12 protein-coding genes are annotated in these 15399 nt (G+C 72.6%); 9 read left to right on the top strand and 3 right to left on the bottom strand.

The window, feature by feature from the left end:
* Positions 1 to 88: 88 nt before the first annotated feature.
* Both ACW7G5_RS14295 and ACW7G5_RS14290 read left to right on the top strand, forming a co-directional pair.
* The gene (locus ACW7G5_RS14295) at positions 89 to 2203 is read left to right on the top strand and encodes a RelA/SpoT family protein (protein WP_457005628.1); all 2115 of its coding nucleotides are present in this window, start codon (positions 89 to 91) and stop codon (positions 2201 to 2203) included.
* Positions 2204 to 2241: 38 nt separating this feature from the next.
* Positions 2242 to 3450: a hypothetical protein gene (locus ACW7G5_RS14290; RefSeq protein ID WP_457005596.1), complete on the top strand. Its 1209-nt coding sequence runs from the start codon at positions 2242 to 2244 to the stop codon at positions 3448 to 3450.
* A 9-nt stretch (positions 3451 to 3459) separates the two neighbouring features.
* Here the strand turns inward: ACW7G5_RS14290 and ACW7G5_RS14285 are convergent, their stop codons facing one another.
* A complete protein-coding gene (locus ACW7G5_RS14285) occupies positions 3460 to 5553 on the bottom strand; it encodes a glycosyltransferase (protein WP_457005594.1) in 2094 nt (697 codons plus the stop codon).
* Positions 5554 to 5698: 145 nt separating this feature from the next.
* On the opposite strand from ACW7G5_RS14285, the gene mrcB reads away from it, so the two are divergent.
* From mrcB to tsaB, 4 genes are all read left to right on the top strand, one after another.
* Entirely contained in the window at positions 5699 to 8083 is a 2385-nt protein-coding gene (gene mrcB, locus ACW7G5_RS14280) for a penicillin-binding protein 1B (protein ID WP_457005592.1), read from the top strand.
* 62 nt (positions 8084 to 8145) lie between these two features.
* The gene (locus ACW7G5_RS14275) at positions 8146 to 8694 is read left to right on the top strand and encodes a hypothetical protein (RefSeq protein WP_457005590.1); all 549 of its coding nucleotides are present in this window, start codon (positions 8146 to 8148) and stop codon (positions 8692 to 8694) included.
* A 90-nt stretch (positions 8695 to 8784) separates the two neighbouring features.
* Positions 8785 to 10980: an ATP-dependent DNA helicase gene (locus tag ACW7G5_RS14270; protein WP_457005588.1), complete on the top strand. Its 2196-nt coding sequence runs from the start codon at positions 8785 to 8787 to the stop codon at positions 10978 to 10980.
* A 211-nt stretch (positions 10981 to 11191) separates the two neighbouring features.
* On the top strand, positions 11192 to 11995 hold the full coding sequence (gene tsaB / locus ACW7G5_RS14265; protein ID WP_457005587.1) for a tRNA (adenosine(37)-N6)-threonylcarbamoyltransferase complex dimerization subunit type 1 TsaB: 804 nt from the start codon (positions 11192 to 11194) through the stop codon (positions 11993 to 11995).
* 4 nt (positions 11996 to 11999) lie between these two features.
* On the opposite strand, the gene ACW7G5_RS14260 is transcribed toward tsaB, so the two are convergent.
* The gene (locus ACW7G5_RS14260) at positions 12000 to 12869 is read right to left on the bottom strand and encodes an energy transducer TonB (protein ID WP_457005626.1); all 870 of its coding nucleotides are present in this window, start codon (positions 12867 to 12869) and stop codon (positions 12000 to 12002) included.
* A gap of 34 nt (positions 12870 to 12903) precedes the next feature.
* Positions 12904 to 13863: a glutathione synthase gene (gene gshB, locus ACW7G5_RS14255; RefSeq protein ID WP_457005585.1), complete on the bottom strand. Its 960-nt coding sequence runs from the start codon at positions 13861 to 13863 to the stop codon at positions 12904 to 12906.
* A 179-nt stretch (positions 13864 to 14042) separates the two neighbouring features.
* Between gshB and pilG the strand changes: the two genes are divergently transcribed.
* From pilG to ACW7G5_RS14240, 3 genes are read left to right on the top strand one after another with little or no spacing between them, the layout of a single operon-like run.
* Positions 14043 to 14444 carry a twitching motility response regulator PilG gene (gene pilG / locus ACW7G5_RS14250; protein ID WP_457005584.1) on the top strand — a complete coding sequence of 134 codons (402 nt, stop codon included), beginning with the start codon at positions 14043 to 14045 and terminating at the stop codon, positions 14442 to 14444.
* A gap of 19 nt (positions 14445 to 14463) precedes the next feature.
* A complete protein-coding gene (locus ACW7G5_RS14245) occupies positions 14464 to 14829 on the top strand; it encodes a response regulator transcription factor (RefSeq protein ID WP_457005583.1) in 366 nt (121 codons plus the stop codon).
* A 1-nt stretch (position 14830) separates the two neighbouring features.
* Complete coding sequence (locus ACW7G5_RS14240; protein WP_457005581.1) at positions 14831 to 15388, top strand: chemotaxis protein CheW; 558 nt, start codon at positions 14831 to 14833, stop codon at positions 15386 to 15388.
* The last annotated feature ends 11 nt before the right edge of the window (positions 15389 to 15399 follow it).

The following is a 15399-nucleotide window of genomic DNA, read 5'->3' as shown; positions in this document are numbered from 1 at the left end:
GTGTAGTCCCTCGCCTTTCCGTGGACTCCAGTTTGCCGTGGCCGATATCGTGGACATCGATGCCCTGCTGGCACTGCCGGCACTGGGGATGCTGCCCGATTCGGTCTCGGCGCGGCTGCGCGCGGCGGCGGCCGGTGGCCCCGCGCCGTGCATCGACCCACCGGGCGTGCTCGAGGACACCTTGCAGGCGCTGGCCCTGCTCGACGCCGACGACGAGGTGATGGCCGCGGCCATCCTGCACGTAGTGCCCGACTGGGCTGCGCGCCATGAGGCATCGAGCGCCGGAGTGCGCTCGGCGATTCCCGCGCTGCTGGACGGCCAGGCCGCGGCCGGCCAGGTCTGGACCCTGCACGCCGAGCAGGGCGCCGGCCGCAGCCACGAGGGCCTGCGCCGGTTGCTGCTGGCGATCGTCCGCGACCTGCGCGTGGTGCCGATCCTGCTGGCGCGGCAGCTGGCGCGGATGCGCGCCGCCGCCGCGCTGCCCGACGAAGCGCGGACGGCGCTGGCGCGGCTGACGCGTGACATCCACGCCCCGCTGGCCAACCGCCTGGGCATCTGGCAGCTGAAGTGGGAGCTGGAGGACCTCGCCTTCCGCCACCTGGAGCCCGACACCTACCGCCGCATCGCCAAGCTGCTCGACGACACCCGCGCCGGGCGCGAACGCTACATCGCCGACGTCACGCGCATCCTTGGCGACGCCCTGGCCGCGGCCGGCATCCACGGCGACATCGCCGGCCGCCCGAAGCACATCTACAGCATCTGGAAAAAGATGCAGAAGAAGGACGTTCCGATCGGCGAGCTCTACGACCTGCGCGCCGTGCGCGTGCTGGTCGACGACGTCCAGGCCTGCTACGCCGCGCTGGGCGCGGTGCACTCACTGTGGTCGCCGGTGCCGGGCGAGTTCGACGATTACATCGCGCGCCCCAAGAACAACGACTACCGCTCGCTGCACACCGCCGTGGTCGGCCCCGGCGGCAAGACCCTGGAAGTGCAGATCCGCACCCGCGAGATGCACGAGCAGGCCGAACGCGGCGTGGCCGCGCACTGGCGCTACAAGGAGTCCGGAGGCTCGCAGCGCTCGGCCGCGGGCGAGGCCGCGGTCAACCGCAAGATCGAGTGGATGCGCAACCTGCTCGATGCCACCGCGGAAACCGGCGACGGAGCGCTCGCCGGGGCCTTCGACACCGAGCTGGTCGAGGACAGGATCTACGCGCTGACCCCCAAGGGCGAGGTCATCGACCTGCCGCGAGGGGCGACGCCGCTGGACTTCGCCTACCGCGTGCACACCGAGATCGGTCACCGCTGCCGCGGCGCCAAGGTCGACGGCCGCATCGTGCCGCTCGATTACGTGCTGCACTCCGGCGACCGCGTCGAGATCCTCACCGGCAAGGTGTCCGAGCCGCGCCGCGACTGGCTGATGGCCACCAACGGCTTCCTGGCAAGCGCGCGATCGCGGGAGAAGGTGCGCTCCTGGTTCCATCGCCTGGACCGGGCGCGCAACCTGGCCGACGGCCGCGAGTTGCTGGAGCGCGAGCTCAAGCGCGTGGGCCTGGCGCAGGCCGACCTGGCGCCGGTGCTGAAGCGCTTCAACGTCGACAGCGTTGACGAACTCCACGTCCATATCGCGCTGGGCGACGTCGGCCCGCACCAGGTCGCGCGTGCGGTGGCCGAGCATGAGCGCAGCCGGAACGAAGACGCCGAGGCCGAGGGCAATGGCGTGATCGCGCTGCGCGCACCCAGGCGCGTGCGCCGCGGCGGCAGCCAGGACTTCACGGTGGTCGGCGTCGACAACCTGCTGGCGCAGGTCGCGCGCTGCTGCCACCCGCTGCCGGGCGAGGCGGTGGCCGGCTACCTCACGCGGGCACGCGGCGTGAGCGTGCACCGCGCGGACTGTGCGGCGTTCGCGCGGCTGGCGGCGAAGGAGCCGCAGCGCGTGCTGCCGGTGGAGTGGGGCGGGACGGGTGGCGGCCACGAGGCCGCGGTCACCCTGGATGCCGTGGACCGCAAGCACCTGCTCAAGGACGTCACCAACCTGATCGCGCAGGAAGACGCGCACGTGCTGTCCATCGATGGCGGCGCCTCGCGCGGGCAGGGCCGGGTCCAGCTGCGGCTGGCGCTGCGGGTGGCCGACTTCGGGCAGCTCTCGCGCCTGCTGGGCCGGCTGGAGGCGCTGCCGGGCGTGGAGCGCGCGCATCGCGCCTGAGCGCAACGCGTTCATGTCCGGCCGACTATGCTTCGCGCGTGAATCCGCACCGGCAGGCCGACCCGTTTCCAGAACCGCCCGATGCCGGCACCATCGCGCGTTGGCTGGCCGCGCTTCCGGAACGCCTGGGCGTGTGGCGCCACTGGCGCTGGTGGCTGATCGGTTCGATGCTCGCGGTGGTGGCGCTGGCGGTGCTGCACGCACCGATCGGCGCCCTGCTGTGGCCGCAGACGCGCGCGCAGGCCCTGCACGATGAGGCCGAGCAGGCGCTGGCCAAGGGCCTGTTGACCGCCGATGACGGCCGCGGCGCGCGCGAGCTCTTCGAAGCCGCGCTGGCGATGGATCCCGATCGCGGCGCGGCGCGCCAGGGGCTGGCACGGGTGGCGATCGCGGCGCTCGCGCAGGCCCGGGCGGCGCTGGCCGAGGACCGTTTCGATGACGCCCACCGCGAGCTTGCCCTGGCGCGTGCGCTGTCGGTGCCGCGCGCCGAGGCGGACGCACTGGCCGAGGCCCTGCGCCTGCGCGAGGCCGAGCATGCCGGCGTCGACGGCCTGTTCGCGCACGCCACGCAGGTGCATGCACAAGGACGCCTGGACGCCGGCGGCGGCAGTGCGCTGCCCCTGTATGCGCGCGTGCTGGCGCTGCAGCCGGGGCACGCCGGTGCGCTGCGCGGGCGCGAGGACGCCCTGGCCGAGCTGCTCGCGCAGGCGCGTGAATCGCTGCGTGCGGGCGACGTCGACGAGGCGGTGCGCCTGCTGGCGACCGTGCGCGAATACGATCCCGTCCACGTCGACCTGGCCGACACCCAGGCGCGCCTGATGGAGGAGACGGGGCGCGCGGACGGCCAGGTGTTGCCCGGCCCGCCCGGCGAAGGCGCCGTCGCCCTGGTCGCGGAGGCGCGCACGTTGGATTCCACCGCACCCGGCGTGTCGGACGCCGCCGCGCAGCTGCTGCCCGAACTGCGTGAATGCCATGCGCACGCCCTGCGCGGCAATGCGCTCCGCCGCGCCGGTGAATGCCTGGACGCGCGCGCAGCGCTTGGCGACGATCCCGGCGACCTGGCCGCGGCGCAGCGGCAGCTCGCCGAGCGCTGGCTGGCGGTCGGCGACGAGCGCCTCGGTGCCGGCGAGATCGCACTTGCGCGCAGCGCGCTGGCCGGCGCGCGCAAGGCCGATCCGGCGGTGCCGGGGCTGGCCGACTTCGAGCTGCGCGTGCGCGCCGCCGCAGCCGCGCTCAGGTTCGACTGAGCAGGCGCGTCAGCCGAAAAACACCCGGCGCACGACCTCGCGCGCTGCGTCCGCGGAAAAATGCCGCGCAACGTTGTCCACGCCGTTGGCGGCGAGGCGCTCCCACAGGTCCCGGTCGCAATACGCACGGACCACCGCATCCGCGAAGGCGCCGGCGTCGTCGGCCACCAGCACGTCGCGGCCGTCGGCCAGGTGCATGCCCTCGACCGCGCAGGTGGTCGCCACCACCGGCTGGCCGTGGGCCATGCTCAGGTTGACCTTGCCCTTGACCCCCGCGCCGTAGCGCAGCGGCGCCAGCGCCAGCCGGCAGCCGTCCATGTACGGCGTGATGTCGGGCACGTGGCCATGCACGGTGACCCCCGGCGCGTCGGCCAGCGCGGCGATCTCGGGCGGCACATCGCCACCGATGCAGTGGAAGCGGACGTCGGGCAGCCGCTCGCGCACCCGCGGCAGGGCCTCGGTCACGAACCAGCGCACGGCATCGACGTTGGGCGGATGCCGGAAGCCGCCCACGAACACCAGGTCGTGGCGCTGCTCGAAGGGCAGGCCGGGGCCGGCCACGCTGTGCAGGTTGGACAGCACTTCCACGCGCGCATCGGGTGCATCGACCGCGAGCACCTCGCGCTCGGCGGCGCTGACCACCAGCGTGGTGTCCGTCGCGGCGATCACCGCCAGCTCCTGGCGGCGGGTGCGCGCGGCAGCCTGGGCCAGGCGTGCGTCACCGGTGACCTCGGCGCTGCGCGCCTCGCGCAGGTAATGCAGGTCGATGCTGTCGAACACCACGCGCGCGCCGGGGGCATGGCGGCGCAGCAGCGGCAGGAACTCGCTGGCGACGTAGTGGCGGCAGACCACCACCACGTCGAAGCGCGGACCGTGCTCGGCCAGCCACGCCGGCGCGCGGGCGGCATGTGGCGCACACCAGGCCTCGACGCCCAACTCGCGCAGGGCGTCGGTATAGGCGCCGTCGTAGCGGCGGTTGGCGGGCAGGAACACCACGTGCGCGCCTTCCGCGCGCAGCAGCCGCATCAGGTTGACCAGGCGCAGGGAGCCGGAGTCGCGATCCGGCTGCGGCGTCAGCGCGTCGATCACCAGCACCTGGCGCTGGCCGCGGTGAAGGGTTTCCGGGGTCGGCTCCCGGCGCGCGCCGAAGCCGGCCAGCGCCTCGCGCCGGTGGGCCAGGAACAGCGCCTGGTTCCGCACCTGGCCGGCCTTGGCGCCGGCCGCGGTGTCGGTACCCGAGGTCGCGCCTTCGTCATGCACCACGCGCGCGGCCGGCTGGTACAGCACCCGGCGGCCGGCGGCCCGCACCGTGAAGGCGAGGTCGGTGTCTTCGTAGTACGCCGGCGCGTAGCGGGTATCGAAGCCGCCAAGGTCGAGGAACAGCTGCCGCGGGATGGCGATCGCGGCGCCGCTGGCGTAGTCCGCATCGCGGACGTAGGCGTAGCGTGGATCGGCCGGATCGCCGAAGCGGCCGTAATTCCAGGCGCTGCCGTCGGCGAAGACCACGCCGCCGGCTTCCTGCAGGCGGCCGTCCGGGTACAGCAGCTGGGCGCCCACGAGGCCGGTGCCCGGGTGCGTGTCGAAGGTCGCCAGCAGCGCGTCCAGCCAGCCCGGCTGCGGCACGGTGTCGTTGTTGAGCAGCACCAGGACGTCGCCGTGGGCGAGCGCGGCGCCGTCGTTGCAGGCCGCGATGAAGCCGCCGTTGCCGGCGCGGCGGTGATAGCGCAGGCCGTCGATCCGCGGCAGCAGGTCCGGGGTCTCGTCGCCGGAGCCGTCATCGACCACGATCACTTCGAACGCGGCCGCGGGCGGGTGCGCCGCGAGCGCGCGCAGGCAGGCCAGGGTGTGCGCGAACTGGCCGTAGACCGGGATCACGATGCTCGCCACCGGCGGGTCGCTGGTGGCCAGGGCGAAGGGCGCGAACGGGGTCGCGGCCGGCAGGTACAGGCGGTCGCGCAGCGCTTGCGGTGGCGGCAGCAGCTGCGCGCGCAGCCGTTCCCAGCTGGACCGCAGGCCGCGGGTGCGCAGGCTCAGCAGCCCGCGATGGGCGAGGCCGGCGGCACGGGCGAGCAGGAAGCGCGCGTCGGCGATCGTGTAGGGCATCCAGCGACAACTCCGGCTGAAGAAAGAACGTGGGCGGCCGCAGGCCGCAGCAGGCGCTGGGCTAGACTCGGCACGAATCCGTGCATTCTCGCACTCCGCACCGCGCCGCAGCCCGGCGTCCCGCACCCACGGCCGCCGAGTCCACATGGCACGCATCGATTACGACGAAGACGACCACGACGACGATGGCAGCCCGCGCCGCGACTGGCGCCGCACGCTGCTGACCTGGGCACTGGCCGCCGTCGGCCTGGGCCTGGGCTTCCTGGTGCCCTACATGCTGTACCTGAACAACCAGGTCGGCGAGCGTTTCGGCCAGCTGCAGTGGCAGGAGCCGACGCGGGTCTACGGGCGCCCGCTTGCGCTGGCCAAGGGGACGGCGATGAACGCGGACACCCTGAAGCTCGAACTTGATGCCGCCGGATATCGCGCGGGCGACGGCGCGCGCCCGGGTACTTACGTTGATGACGAGGGTCGCTGGACCATCGCCAGCCGCGGCTTCACCGACGTCGACCGCGCGGTGGCACCCAGCCGCGTTGAAGTGCGCCTGGCCAAGGGCGAGGTGGCCGCGATCCGCGACCTGGTCGGCGAGCGCGAGGCCGAGGCCGTGCGCCTGGATCCGGCCCGCATCGCCACTCTCTACGGAAAGCAGCAGGCCGAGCGCCGGCTGATCCGGGTCGAGGACGTGCCGCAGGAACTCACCGACGCGCTGCAGGCGGTGGAGGATCGCGACTTCGCCCACCACCACGGCATCGACATCCGCGGCATCGCACGCGCGGCCTGGGTCAACCTGAAGGCCGGCGAGGCGCGCCAGGGCGCGAGCACGCTGACCCAGCAGCTGGCGCGCAGCGGTCTGCTGGGCATCGGCCGCGAGCAGACCTGGAGCCGCAAGTTCAACGAGGTCCTGTACGCGCTGATCATCGAGGCGCGCTACGACAAGGGCCTGATCCTCGAGGCCTACCTCAACCAGGTCTACCTCGGGCAGCGCGGCAACCAGGCCATCCGCGGCGTGGCCGCTGGCGCCGAGTACTGGTTCGGGCGCCGGCTCGACGATCTGTCGACCGAGCACGTGGCGCTGATGGTCGGGATCATCCGCGGCCCCTCGCACTACGACCCGCGGCGGCAGCCCGAGCGCGCCAGGGTGCGTCGCGACTTCGTGCTCGGCGAGATGCTCGAGACCGGGCTCATCGACCAGGCCGAGCACGACCGCGCCGTGGCCGCGCCGCTGGGCGTGACCACCGCACCGGGCAGCATCGCCGCCAACCGCTTCCCGCCCTATGTCGACCTGGTGCGGCGCCACCTGGCCAGCGACTATTCGGCCGACGAGCTGCAGGGCGCGGGGCTGACGGTGATGACCAGCATGTCGCCCTCGGCCCAGGCCTATGCCGAAGGCGCGGTGGTCGGCACGTTGAAGGCGCTCGCCGACAAGGGGCGGCCGGCGCTGGAGGCCGGCGTGGTGGTGACCGACGTACACAGCGGCGAAGTGGTGGCGGTGGTCGGCAGCCGCGACGTCGACACACCCGGCTTCAACCGCGCCGTCGAGGCGCAGCGGCCGGTGGGCTCGCTGCTCAAACCCTTCGTCTACCTGCTGGCGCTGGCGCTGCCCGACCGCTGGTCGCTGGCGACCTGGGTCGACGACTCCCCGGTCACCGTCACCCTGCAGAACGGCAAGCGCTGGACGCCCGGCAATTCGGACGGCAAGAGCCACGGCAGCGTGCGCCTGATCGACGCCCTGGGGCGCTCGTACAACCAGGCCACGGTGCGCGTTGGCATGGCCGTGCGCCCCGAGCGCCTGGCGCACATCATCAAGCAGCTGGCCGGTATCGACGCGGTCGCGAACCCGGCGCTGATCCTGGGTTCGGTGGACCAGAGCCCGTACGCGATGGCTCAGCTGTACCAGTTCCTCGCCTCCGACGGCGAGATCCAGCCGCTGTACACCGTGCGCGGCGTGCTCGACCCGGACGGCCGCGTGCTCAAGCGCTACGACAAGGCGCCGCCGCAGCCCGATGACGGCGACCGCACCGCCGCGCGCCTGGTCACCCTGGCGCTGCAGCACGCGGTGTCATCCGGCACCGGTCGCCGGCTGGTCAACGACGGCCTGGGGCATCTGGACATCGCCGGCAAGACCGGCACCAGCAATGACGGCCGCGACAGCTGGTTCGCCGGCTGGACCGGCGACCACCTGGGCGTGGTCTGGGTCGGCAACGACCAGAACGAACAGACCGGCCTGTACGGCGCCACCGGCGCGATGCGGGTGTGGTCGGCCATGTTCAAGCAGCTCCCCACCGCAGCGCTGCGCGTCGGCGGGAAGGGTCTGGAGTGGAGCTGGGTCGTGTCCGGCAACAGCACCGACGCCGACTGCCCCGGCGCGCGCCGCTACGCGTTCGCCGAAGGCTTCGCGCCTCCCTGGCAGCCCTGCGTGCGCGAGCCGCCCCCGGAAGCGCCGTCCAGCGGCGGCTGGCGCGAATGGTTCGGCATCGGCCGCGGCGACGACCCCGCGACCGAACCGCAGCCCGCCGAACAGCCCCGATGATCGCGTCCGGCAGACGACCTGCCGGACCAGCCCGCCATGAAGACTCGACAGAAACGCATCCGATGATCCCCGACCGCAGTCTCCGCACACTTCGCCGCGCGCTGCGCACGCTTCCGCCGATCGCGCTGCTTGCGCTTGCCGCCTGCGCCTCCACGCCGCCGCCGCTGCCCGTGCAGTCGCTCACCGGGGCCACGCCGGAGCAGATGGTCGCCGGCATCCGTGCGGTCGCGGGGGACGGCGAGGGCGAGCTCAACGTGCAGCCGCTGCGCGACCCGGGGGTCGAGGACCTGCGGCTGGACGCGGAACGCCTGCAGCAGCAGGGCTACCACGGCGATGCGGCGGCCGCGCTGGACCAGGCGATCGCGTTGGTGGCCGACGACCCGGCGCTGCTCCAGGAGCGCGCGGAGGCGGCGCTGCTGATGTCCGATTTCACGCGTGCCGGCGAGCTGGCCGCGGAGGCGCAGGCCCTGGGGTCAGGGGTCGGGCCGCTGTGCCGCCGTCACTGGGCCACCCTGGAACAGGTGCGGCTGGTGCAGGGCGATGCCGAAGGCGCGGCCGCGGCCAAGGCCGCGATCGACGCCTGCCGGGTGGCGCCGCCCCAGCGCTGGTGAGCTTCAGCGCCAACCGGCAGCATCCCCGACGCCCGCGTCGGCCATCGGACGAACCCGCTGGCCGGTGTTTGCGGCGATCATGACGTCCTGATGAGCCTGCCCGACGACTCCAACGAAGCCACGCTTGCCGCCGTCGCCGGCGCTGCGGTCGACCCTGCCGCAGCCGTGGCGGCTGGATCGCCCGCTGGCGCGCGGAGCGAACCCGTGCTCGCCCGCGACAGCCGCGACGCGCTGTCCCCCGGCGGGCCGCTGGCCGCGGTGATCCCGGGCTTCCGCCCGCGCCAGGCGCAGCAGGACTTCTCGGCGGCGGTGGCCGCGGCCTTCGACGACCGCGCCGTGCTGCTGGCCGAGGCCGGCACCGGTACCGGCAAGACCTTCGCCTACCTCGTGCCGGCGCTACTGTCGCGGCGCAAGACCATCATCTCCACCGGCACCCGCGCCCTGCAGGACCAGCTCTATCACCGCGACCTGCCGCGGGTGCGCGACGCGCTCGGGACCGGGCTGCGGACCTCGCTGCTGAAGGGTCGTGCCAACTACCTCTGCCGCCACCGGCTGGAGCGCGCGCGCGGCGAGAACCGCTTCCAGACGCCGGCGCAGGCCGACCACTTCCAGCGCATCCTGGCCTGGAGCGGGCGCACGCGCATGGGTGACATGGCCGAACTCGAGTCGCTGCCCGACGACTCGCCGCTGCTGCCGCTTGTGACCTCCACCGCCGACAACTGCCTGGGCACCGAATGCCCGTTCTGGGGCGACTGCTTCGTGGTCCAGGCGCGGCAGCGCGCGCAGGAGGCCGACGTGGTGGTGGTCAACCACCACCTGTTGCTGGCCGACCTCGCGCTCAAGCAGGAGGGATTCGGCGAAATCCTGCCGGGCGCCGAAGCCTTCGTGGTCGACGAAGCCCACCAGCTCCCGGAGCTCGCCGCGCAGTTCTTCGGCGAGGGCCTGTCCGCGCGTCCCCTGGTTGAACTGGCGCGCGATGCGATCGCCGAGTCCCGCGACGTCGCCGGTGCGCTGGCGACGCTGCAGGAGCCAGCGCGGGCGCTGGAGCAGGCCACGCGCCTGCTGCGCGCCGCGATGGACGTGCTGCCTGCGCGCGGCACGCGGCCGCAGCTGCTGGCGGTGCCCGAGGTGGCGGATGCGCTGGACGCGCTCGATGCCGCGCTGCTGGCGCTGTCGGATGCGCTGGCGCCGCTGTGCGCCGCCGCGCCCGGCCTGGAGGCCTGCCAGCTGCGTGCGCGCGACCACCGTGGTCGGCTGGGGCGCTGGCGCGATATCGACGGGCCGGCGGAGGATGCCGACCTGGATCCCGGCACGGGCGAGGTCGTCGATCCGGTGTCGGGACGCAGGCTCGGGCTCGAGACGCCGCTGGCCGCGGCCATCGCGGATGCCGTCGCGGGGCCTGATCCGGATTCCACCAAAGCGGCCGTGCCGCGGCAGCCGGTGGTCCGCGACGACGACGTGCGCTGGTACGAGCTCTCGCCGCGCGGCTTCCGCCTGCAGCGCACGCCGCTGGATGTCTCCGGGCCGCTGCGCGCGCATCGCGAACAATCACGCGCCGCCTGGGTGTTCACCTCGGCGACGCTGACCGTGGAAGAACGCTTCGAGCACGTGTCACGGCGGCTGGGTCTTTACGAGCCGCGCACCCTGCTGGTGCCCAGCCCCTTCGACTGGGCCAGCCAGGCGCTGGCCTACCTGCCGCCGGGCCTGCCCGAGCCTTCGGCGCGCGACTACACCGCGGCGATCGTCGCCGCGGTCCGCCCGGTGCTGGAGGCGTCCGGCGGGCGCGCCTTCCTGCTGTTCGCTTCCCACCGCGCGCTGCGCGAAGCGGCCGAGGCGCTGCGCGGCGCGCCGTGGCCGCTGTTCGTGCAGGGTGAAGCGCCGCGGCACGTGCTGTTGCAGCGCTTCCGCGAGTCGGGCAACGGCGTGCTGCTCGGCTCGGCCAGCTTCCGCGAGGGGGTCGATGTCGCCGGTGGCGCGCTCAGCGTGGTGGTGATCGACAAACTGCCCTTCGCGTCGCCCGACGACCCGGTGTTCGAGGCGCGGCTGGAAGCGATCCGCCGCGCCGGTGGCAACCCCTTCCGCGACGAGCAGGTGCCACAGGCGGTGATCGCGCTCAAGCAGGGCGTGGGCCGCCTGATCCGCACCGAGACCGACCGCGGGGTGCTGGTGCTCTGTGACCCGCGGCTGCTGGGCAAAGGCTACGGGCGCCGCTTCCTGGATTCGCTGCCGCCGTTCCCGCGCACCCGCGACGTTGCCGACGCGGTGGCCTTCTTCGACGAAGACTGAGACCACCGCGGCCACGTGGGCACGATGTCATTGTGGGAGCGGCCACGGCCGCGATCGCCGCTATAGCGGCTCCCACAACAGCCCTGGGCCCGGCAATTGCGGTAGCTCTTGTGGGAGCGGCCATGGCCGCGATCGCCGCTTTAGCGAGTCCCACGCCGGCGGCGATTTGCCGACGCGGTAACCTGTTGCCCCCGTCGACTACCGCCCGCACATGCACCTGCTCGCCATCGAGACCTCCACCGAAGCCTGCTCCGTCGCCGTGATGGTCGACGGCGCGGTCAGCGAGCGCTTCGAGATCGCGCCGCGGCGGCATGCGGAGCTGGTGCTGCCCTGGGCCGAAGCCTTGCTGGCGGAAGCCGGGCTGCGGCGCGCGGACCTGGATGCCATTGCCGTCAGCCGCGGTCCGGGTGCGTTCACCGGCGTGCGCTTGGGCATCTCTATCGCCCAGGGCATCGCACTGGCGCTGGATCGCCCGCTGGTCCCGGTGTCGACGCTGGCGGTGCTGGCGCTGGGCGGGCTGCGGACGCGGCGGGAAGCCTGCCGGGATGCACTCGATCGCGCGGCAGTTGTCGATGCAGATACCGATGCCGATGTCCCCGACGTCGAAGCGTTGCCGGGTGGCTTCATCCTCGCCTCGATCGATGCGCGCATGGGCGAGGTCTATGCCGGTTCTTTCGTGCGCGACGGCGACGGCCTGCGCGCGCTGGATCGCGAGGTGGTGGCCGCGCCCGATGCCGTCGAGCTGCCGTCGGGTGGATCCTGGCTCGGCGTCGGCGTCGGCGTCGGCACCGGCTTCGCGGCGGCCGACGGCGCGCTGGCGCGCCGGCTTGGCGATCGCCTCGCGTCCATCGACGCAACGGCCCTTCCGCGCGCCGCCGACCTCGCACGCCTCGCCGCGCTGGCGCTTGCCGAAGGCGGTGGGATCGCGCCGGAGCTGGTCGAGCCGGCCTATCTCCGCGACAACGTCGCGCTCACCCTGGCCGAGCAGGTCGCCGCGCGCGAACGTCGCGGCTGACGCCTCAGTCGTCCACCAGCTCCCCGCCGGGCAGGAAGTTCCAGGTGCGGGTGACGTGCAGGACGTCGATCGCCTCGTCGGTCTGCGGCAGCGGCGGGTAGGGTTCGGCCAGGCGGGCGATGCGCAGCGCGGCGTCGTCAAGCAGGCGGACGCCGCTGGACTGGATCACCTCGGCGCGCTCCACCGATCCGTCGCGACGGATCGCCACGCTGATCACCAGCGTCCCGGACAGCTGCCGGCGCCGGGCTTCGTCGGGATAGTTGAGGTTGCCGACGCGCTCCACGCGGTCGACCCAGGCGCGCAGGTAGGTGGCGTACACCCACTCCTGCGTGCTGGCGGAGACGAACTTGCGCTTGGGGCGCTTGGCGTAGCGCTCGGACTGGAGGTGGATCTCGGCGGCCAGGCGGGCCATCGCCAGGTCGTGGTCGATCTTCTCCGGGCCGCGCGGCAGCGGTAGTTCGTCGCTGCGGGGCGTGGCCAGGGGCGCGGGCGCCGCGTCCTCGCCATGGCGGCTGGCAATGACGCGTGCCTCGGGCGGCGGCGCGAGGTCGGGCGACTGCGCGCGCACGGCACGCTGGGCGATGCCGGCCTCTTCGTTCGGCAACTGGCCTGCCTGTGGATCGCGCGGCCGCCGGCTGGCGTCGTCCTCGCCGCCGCCCTGGTTGCTGGCCTGGGCCAGGAAATCCGCCTGGGCCTGGGTCAGCGGGCTGGTGGTGCGGGTCAGGATGACGTCGAGGGTCGGCATCACCGGCGCCGCATCCTCGAGCGCGAAGCCGATCCCGAGCACGAGCATCCCGTGCACCAGCAGTGACAGCACCAGCGTCGCGCCCAGGCGTTCGCGCTCGCCGACGCCGCCACCGCCGGGCGCCGCCATCGTGCTCACTGCGGCGCGCCGGCCCCGGCCGGCATCAGGCGTCGGCGCGCGGCTGGCCGCGCTCGATGGCGTCGAACAGCAGGCCGGCGATGTTGAGGCCGAACTCGGCGTCGAGCTCGCGGATGCAGGTGGGGCTGGTGACGTTGACCTCGGTCAGCCAGTCGCCGATCACGTCCAGGCCGACGAAGCGCATGCCGCGGCGGACCATCTCCGGACCCACCTGCGCTGCGATCCAGCGGTCGCGCTCGCTCAGCGGGCGGCCTTCGCCGCGGCCACCGGCGGCGAGGTTGCCGCGGAACTCGTCGCCCTGCGGGATGCGCGCCAGGCAATAGTCCACCGGTACGCCGTCGATCAGCAGGATGCGTTTGTCGCCCTCGGTGATTTCCGGCAGGTAGCGCTGGGCCATCGCCAGCTGGCGGCCGCCGTCGGTGAGGGTCTCGAGGATGACGTTGAGATTGGATTCGCCGGCGGCCGCGCGGAAGATCGAGCGCCCGCCCATGCCGTCCAGCGGCTTGAGCACGGCCTGGCCGTGTTCGCCGACGAAGGCCTTGAGCGCCGCGGCTTCGCGGCTGACCAGGGTCGGCGGGCAGCACTGCGGGAACAGCAGTGCGGCGAGCTTCTCGTTGAGGTCGCGCAGCCCGCGGGGATCGTTGACCACGTTGGCGCCGGCCAGGCGCGCGATGTCCAGGATCTGGGTGTCGTGGATGTAGTTGGCGTCGACCGGTGGGTCGGTGCGCACCAGCACCACGTCGCCGTCGCCGAAGCCGCGATGTGACGCGGCTCCCAGTTCGAACCAGTCCGAAGGATCGTCGCGCACCGTGAGCGGTGCCGCGAGCGCGCGCGCGTGCCCTCCATCCATCGACAGCCCGCCCGGAAGCACGTAATGCAGCCGATGGCCGCGCCGCTGGGCCTCGAGGAGCATGGCGAAGGTTGAATCCTTGGCGACCTGGATCGATCCGATCGGGTCCATCACGACAACGACATCTAAAGGCATGGTGGCCATCCGCGACAGTTACTGACAAATGTTATCAGCTGCGCGGGCGCTGCCACGGGCATAAGCTCGATGCCCGTGGCAGTCCGTGGATTTCGCGCTTGACACTGCTGCGGTGTACTGGAAGATTGGTCGTTCGCAGTGGCGCCTGGCAATCGGCCGCCATGCACCGGGGAGACACGATGACGCAGGACCAAAACCGCGCCGGCAGCCTCGACGGCCTGCGCGTGATGGTGATCGATGACTCGAAGACCATCCGCCGCACCGCGGAGACGCTGCTGCGCCGGGAGGGCGCCGACGTCGTGACCGCGACCGACGGCTTCGAAGCGCTGGCCAAGATCGCCGACCAGCGGCCACAGATCATCTTCGTCGACATCATGATGCCGCGCCTGGATGGCTACCAGACCTGCGCGCTGATCAAGAACAACCAGCTGCTCAAGCACACGCCCGTGATCATGCTGTCATCGAAGGACGGCCTGTTCGACAAGGCGCGCGGCCGCATCGTCGGCTCCGAGCAGTACGTCACCAAACCTTTCACGCGCGAGGAACTCCTCGACGCGATCCGAACGCACGTCAACACCTGACCGGGGGGACAGGTACACCATGGCAAAGATCCTGCTGATAGAGGACTCGCCGACAGACACCGCGGTCCTGACCCAGCTTCTCGAACGCAACGGGCACGAAGTGCTTGCCTGCGGCAATGCCGAAGACGGCATCGAGGTCGCGCGGCGCGAGCTGCCGGCGCTGGTGCTGATGGACGTGGTCCTGCCGGGCATGAACGGCTTCCAGGCCACCCGCGCGCTGTCGCGCGACGAGGCCACTGCCGCCATCCCGGTGCTGATCGTCAGCACCAAGGGCATGGAGACCGACAAGGCCTGGGGCATGCGCCAGGGGGCCAAGGGCTACATCGTCAAGCCGCCGGTCGAAAGCGAGCTGGTCGAGCGCATCAACGCGCTGCTGGGCGGCTGACATGGCGCGTCGCGACGCCCGCCCGCACCAGGCCGAGCCCTTCGAGGTCCTTGCGGGCTTCGAGCGGCGCAGCCTGGCGCACCTGGTCGGCCTGCCTGAACAGCTCGATGCGCCGGGCCTCTGGCGCGGCGTCGGCTACCGCGTCGGGCCGCGCCTGCTGGCCTCGGGCTTCGACGAAGTGCTTGAGATCCTGCCGCTGCCGCAGCTCACGCCGGTGCCGGGCGCGCAGCCCTGGATGCTCGGCGTGGCCAACATCCGCGGCAACCTGCTGCCGGTAGTCGACCTGCGCCTGTTCCTCGAGGGCGAGCGCACGGTGCTGCACGAGGGCCAGCGCGTGCTGGTGGTGCGCCAGCCCGGCGGCAACGTCGCGGTGACCATCGACGAACTGTTCGGCCAGCGCAGCTTCCTGGAAGAACAGCAGTCGAACCACGAGGTCCTTGCCGAGGGCCGCTATTCCGGCTTCATCGATCGCGCCTACAAGGTGGGCGGCCATGCGTGGGGAGTGTTCAGCCTGGACAGGCTGTCCCGCACGCCCGAATTCAGACAAGCAGCGGCGTGATGCCGCATCAG

Source organism: Luteimonas sp. A501 (genome assembly GCF_054052085.1).
The sequence above is the reverse complement of the archived record's forward strand: the minus strand, read 5'-3'. Positions and strand labels throughout refer to the sequence as shown.

Bases quoted from the DNA above. Each gene is read 5' to 3' on its own strand.
- ACW7G5_RS14260 (WP_457005626.1), bottom strand. From the start codon at position 12,869: ATGGCGGCGCCCGGCGGTGGCGGCGTCGGCGAGCGCGAACGCCTGGGC.
- ACW7G5_RS14245 (WP_457005583.1), top strand. From the start codon at position 14,464: ATGGCAAAGATCCTGCTGATAGAGGACTCGCCGACAGACACCGCGGTC.
- pilG (WP_457005584.1), top strand. From the start codon at position 14,043: ATGACGCAGGACCAAAACCGCGCCGGCAGCCTCGACGGCCTGCGCGTG.
- ACW7G5_RS14285 (WP_457005594.1), bottom strand. From the start codon at position 5,553: ATGCCCTACACGATCGCCGACGCGCGCTTCCTGCTCGCCCGTGCCGCC.
- ACW7G5_RS14270 (WP_457005588.1), top strand. From the start codon at position 8,785: ATGAGCCTGCCCGACGACTCCAACGAAGCCACGCTTGCCGCCGTCGCC.
- mrcB (WP_457005592.1), top strand. From the start codon at position 5,699: ATGGCACGCATCGATTACGACGAAGACGACCACGACGACGATGGCAGC.
- tsaB (WP_457005587.1), top strand. From the start codon at position 11,192: ATGCACCTGCTCGCCATCGAGACCTCCACCGAAGCCTGCTCCGTCGCC.
- ACW7G5_RS14275 (WP_457005590.1), top strand. From the start codon at position 8,146: ATGATCCCCGACCGCAGTCTCCGCACACTTCGCCGCGCGCTGCGCACG.
- ACW7G5_RS14295 (WP_457005628.1), top strand. From the start codon at position 89: ATGCTGCCCGATTCGGTCTCGGCGCGGCTGCGCGCGGCGGCGGCCGGT.
- gshB (WP_457005585.1), bottom strand. From the start codon at position 13,863: ATGCCTTTAGATGTCGTTGTCGTGATGGACCCGATCGGATCGATCCAG.
- ACW7G5_RS14240 (WP_457005581.1), top strand. From the start codon at position 14,831: ATGGCGCGTCGCGACGCCCGCCCGCACCAGGCCGAGCCCTTCGAGGTC.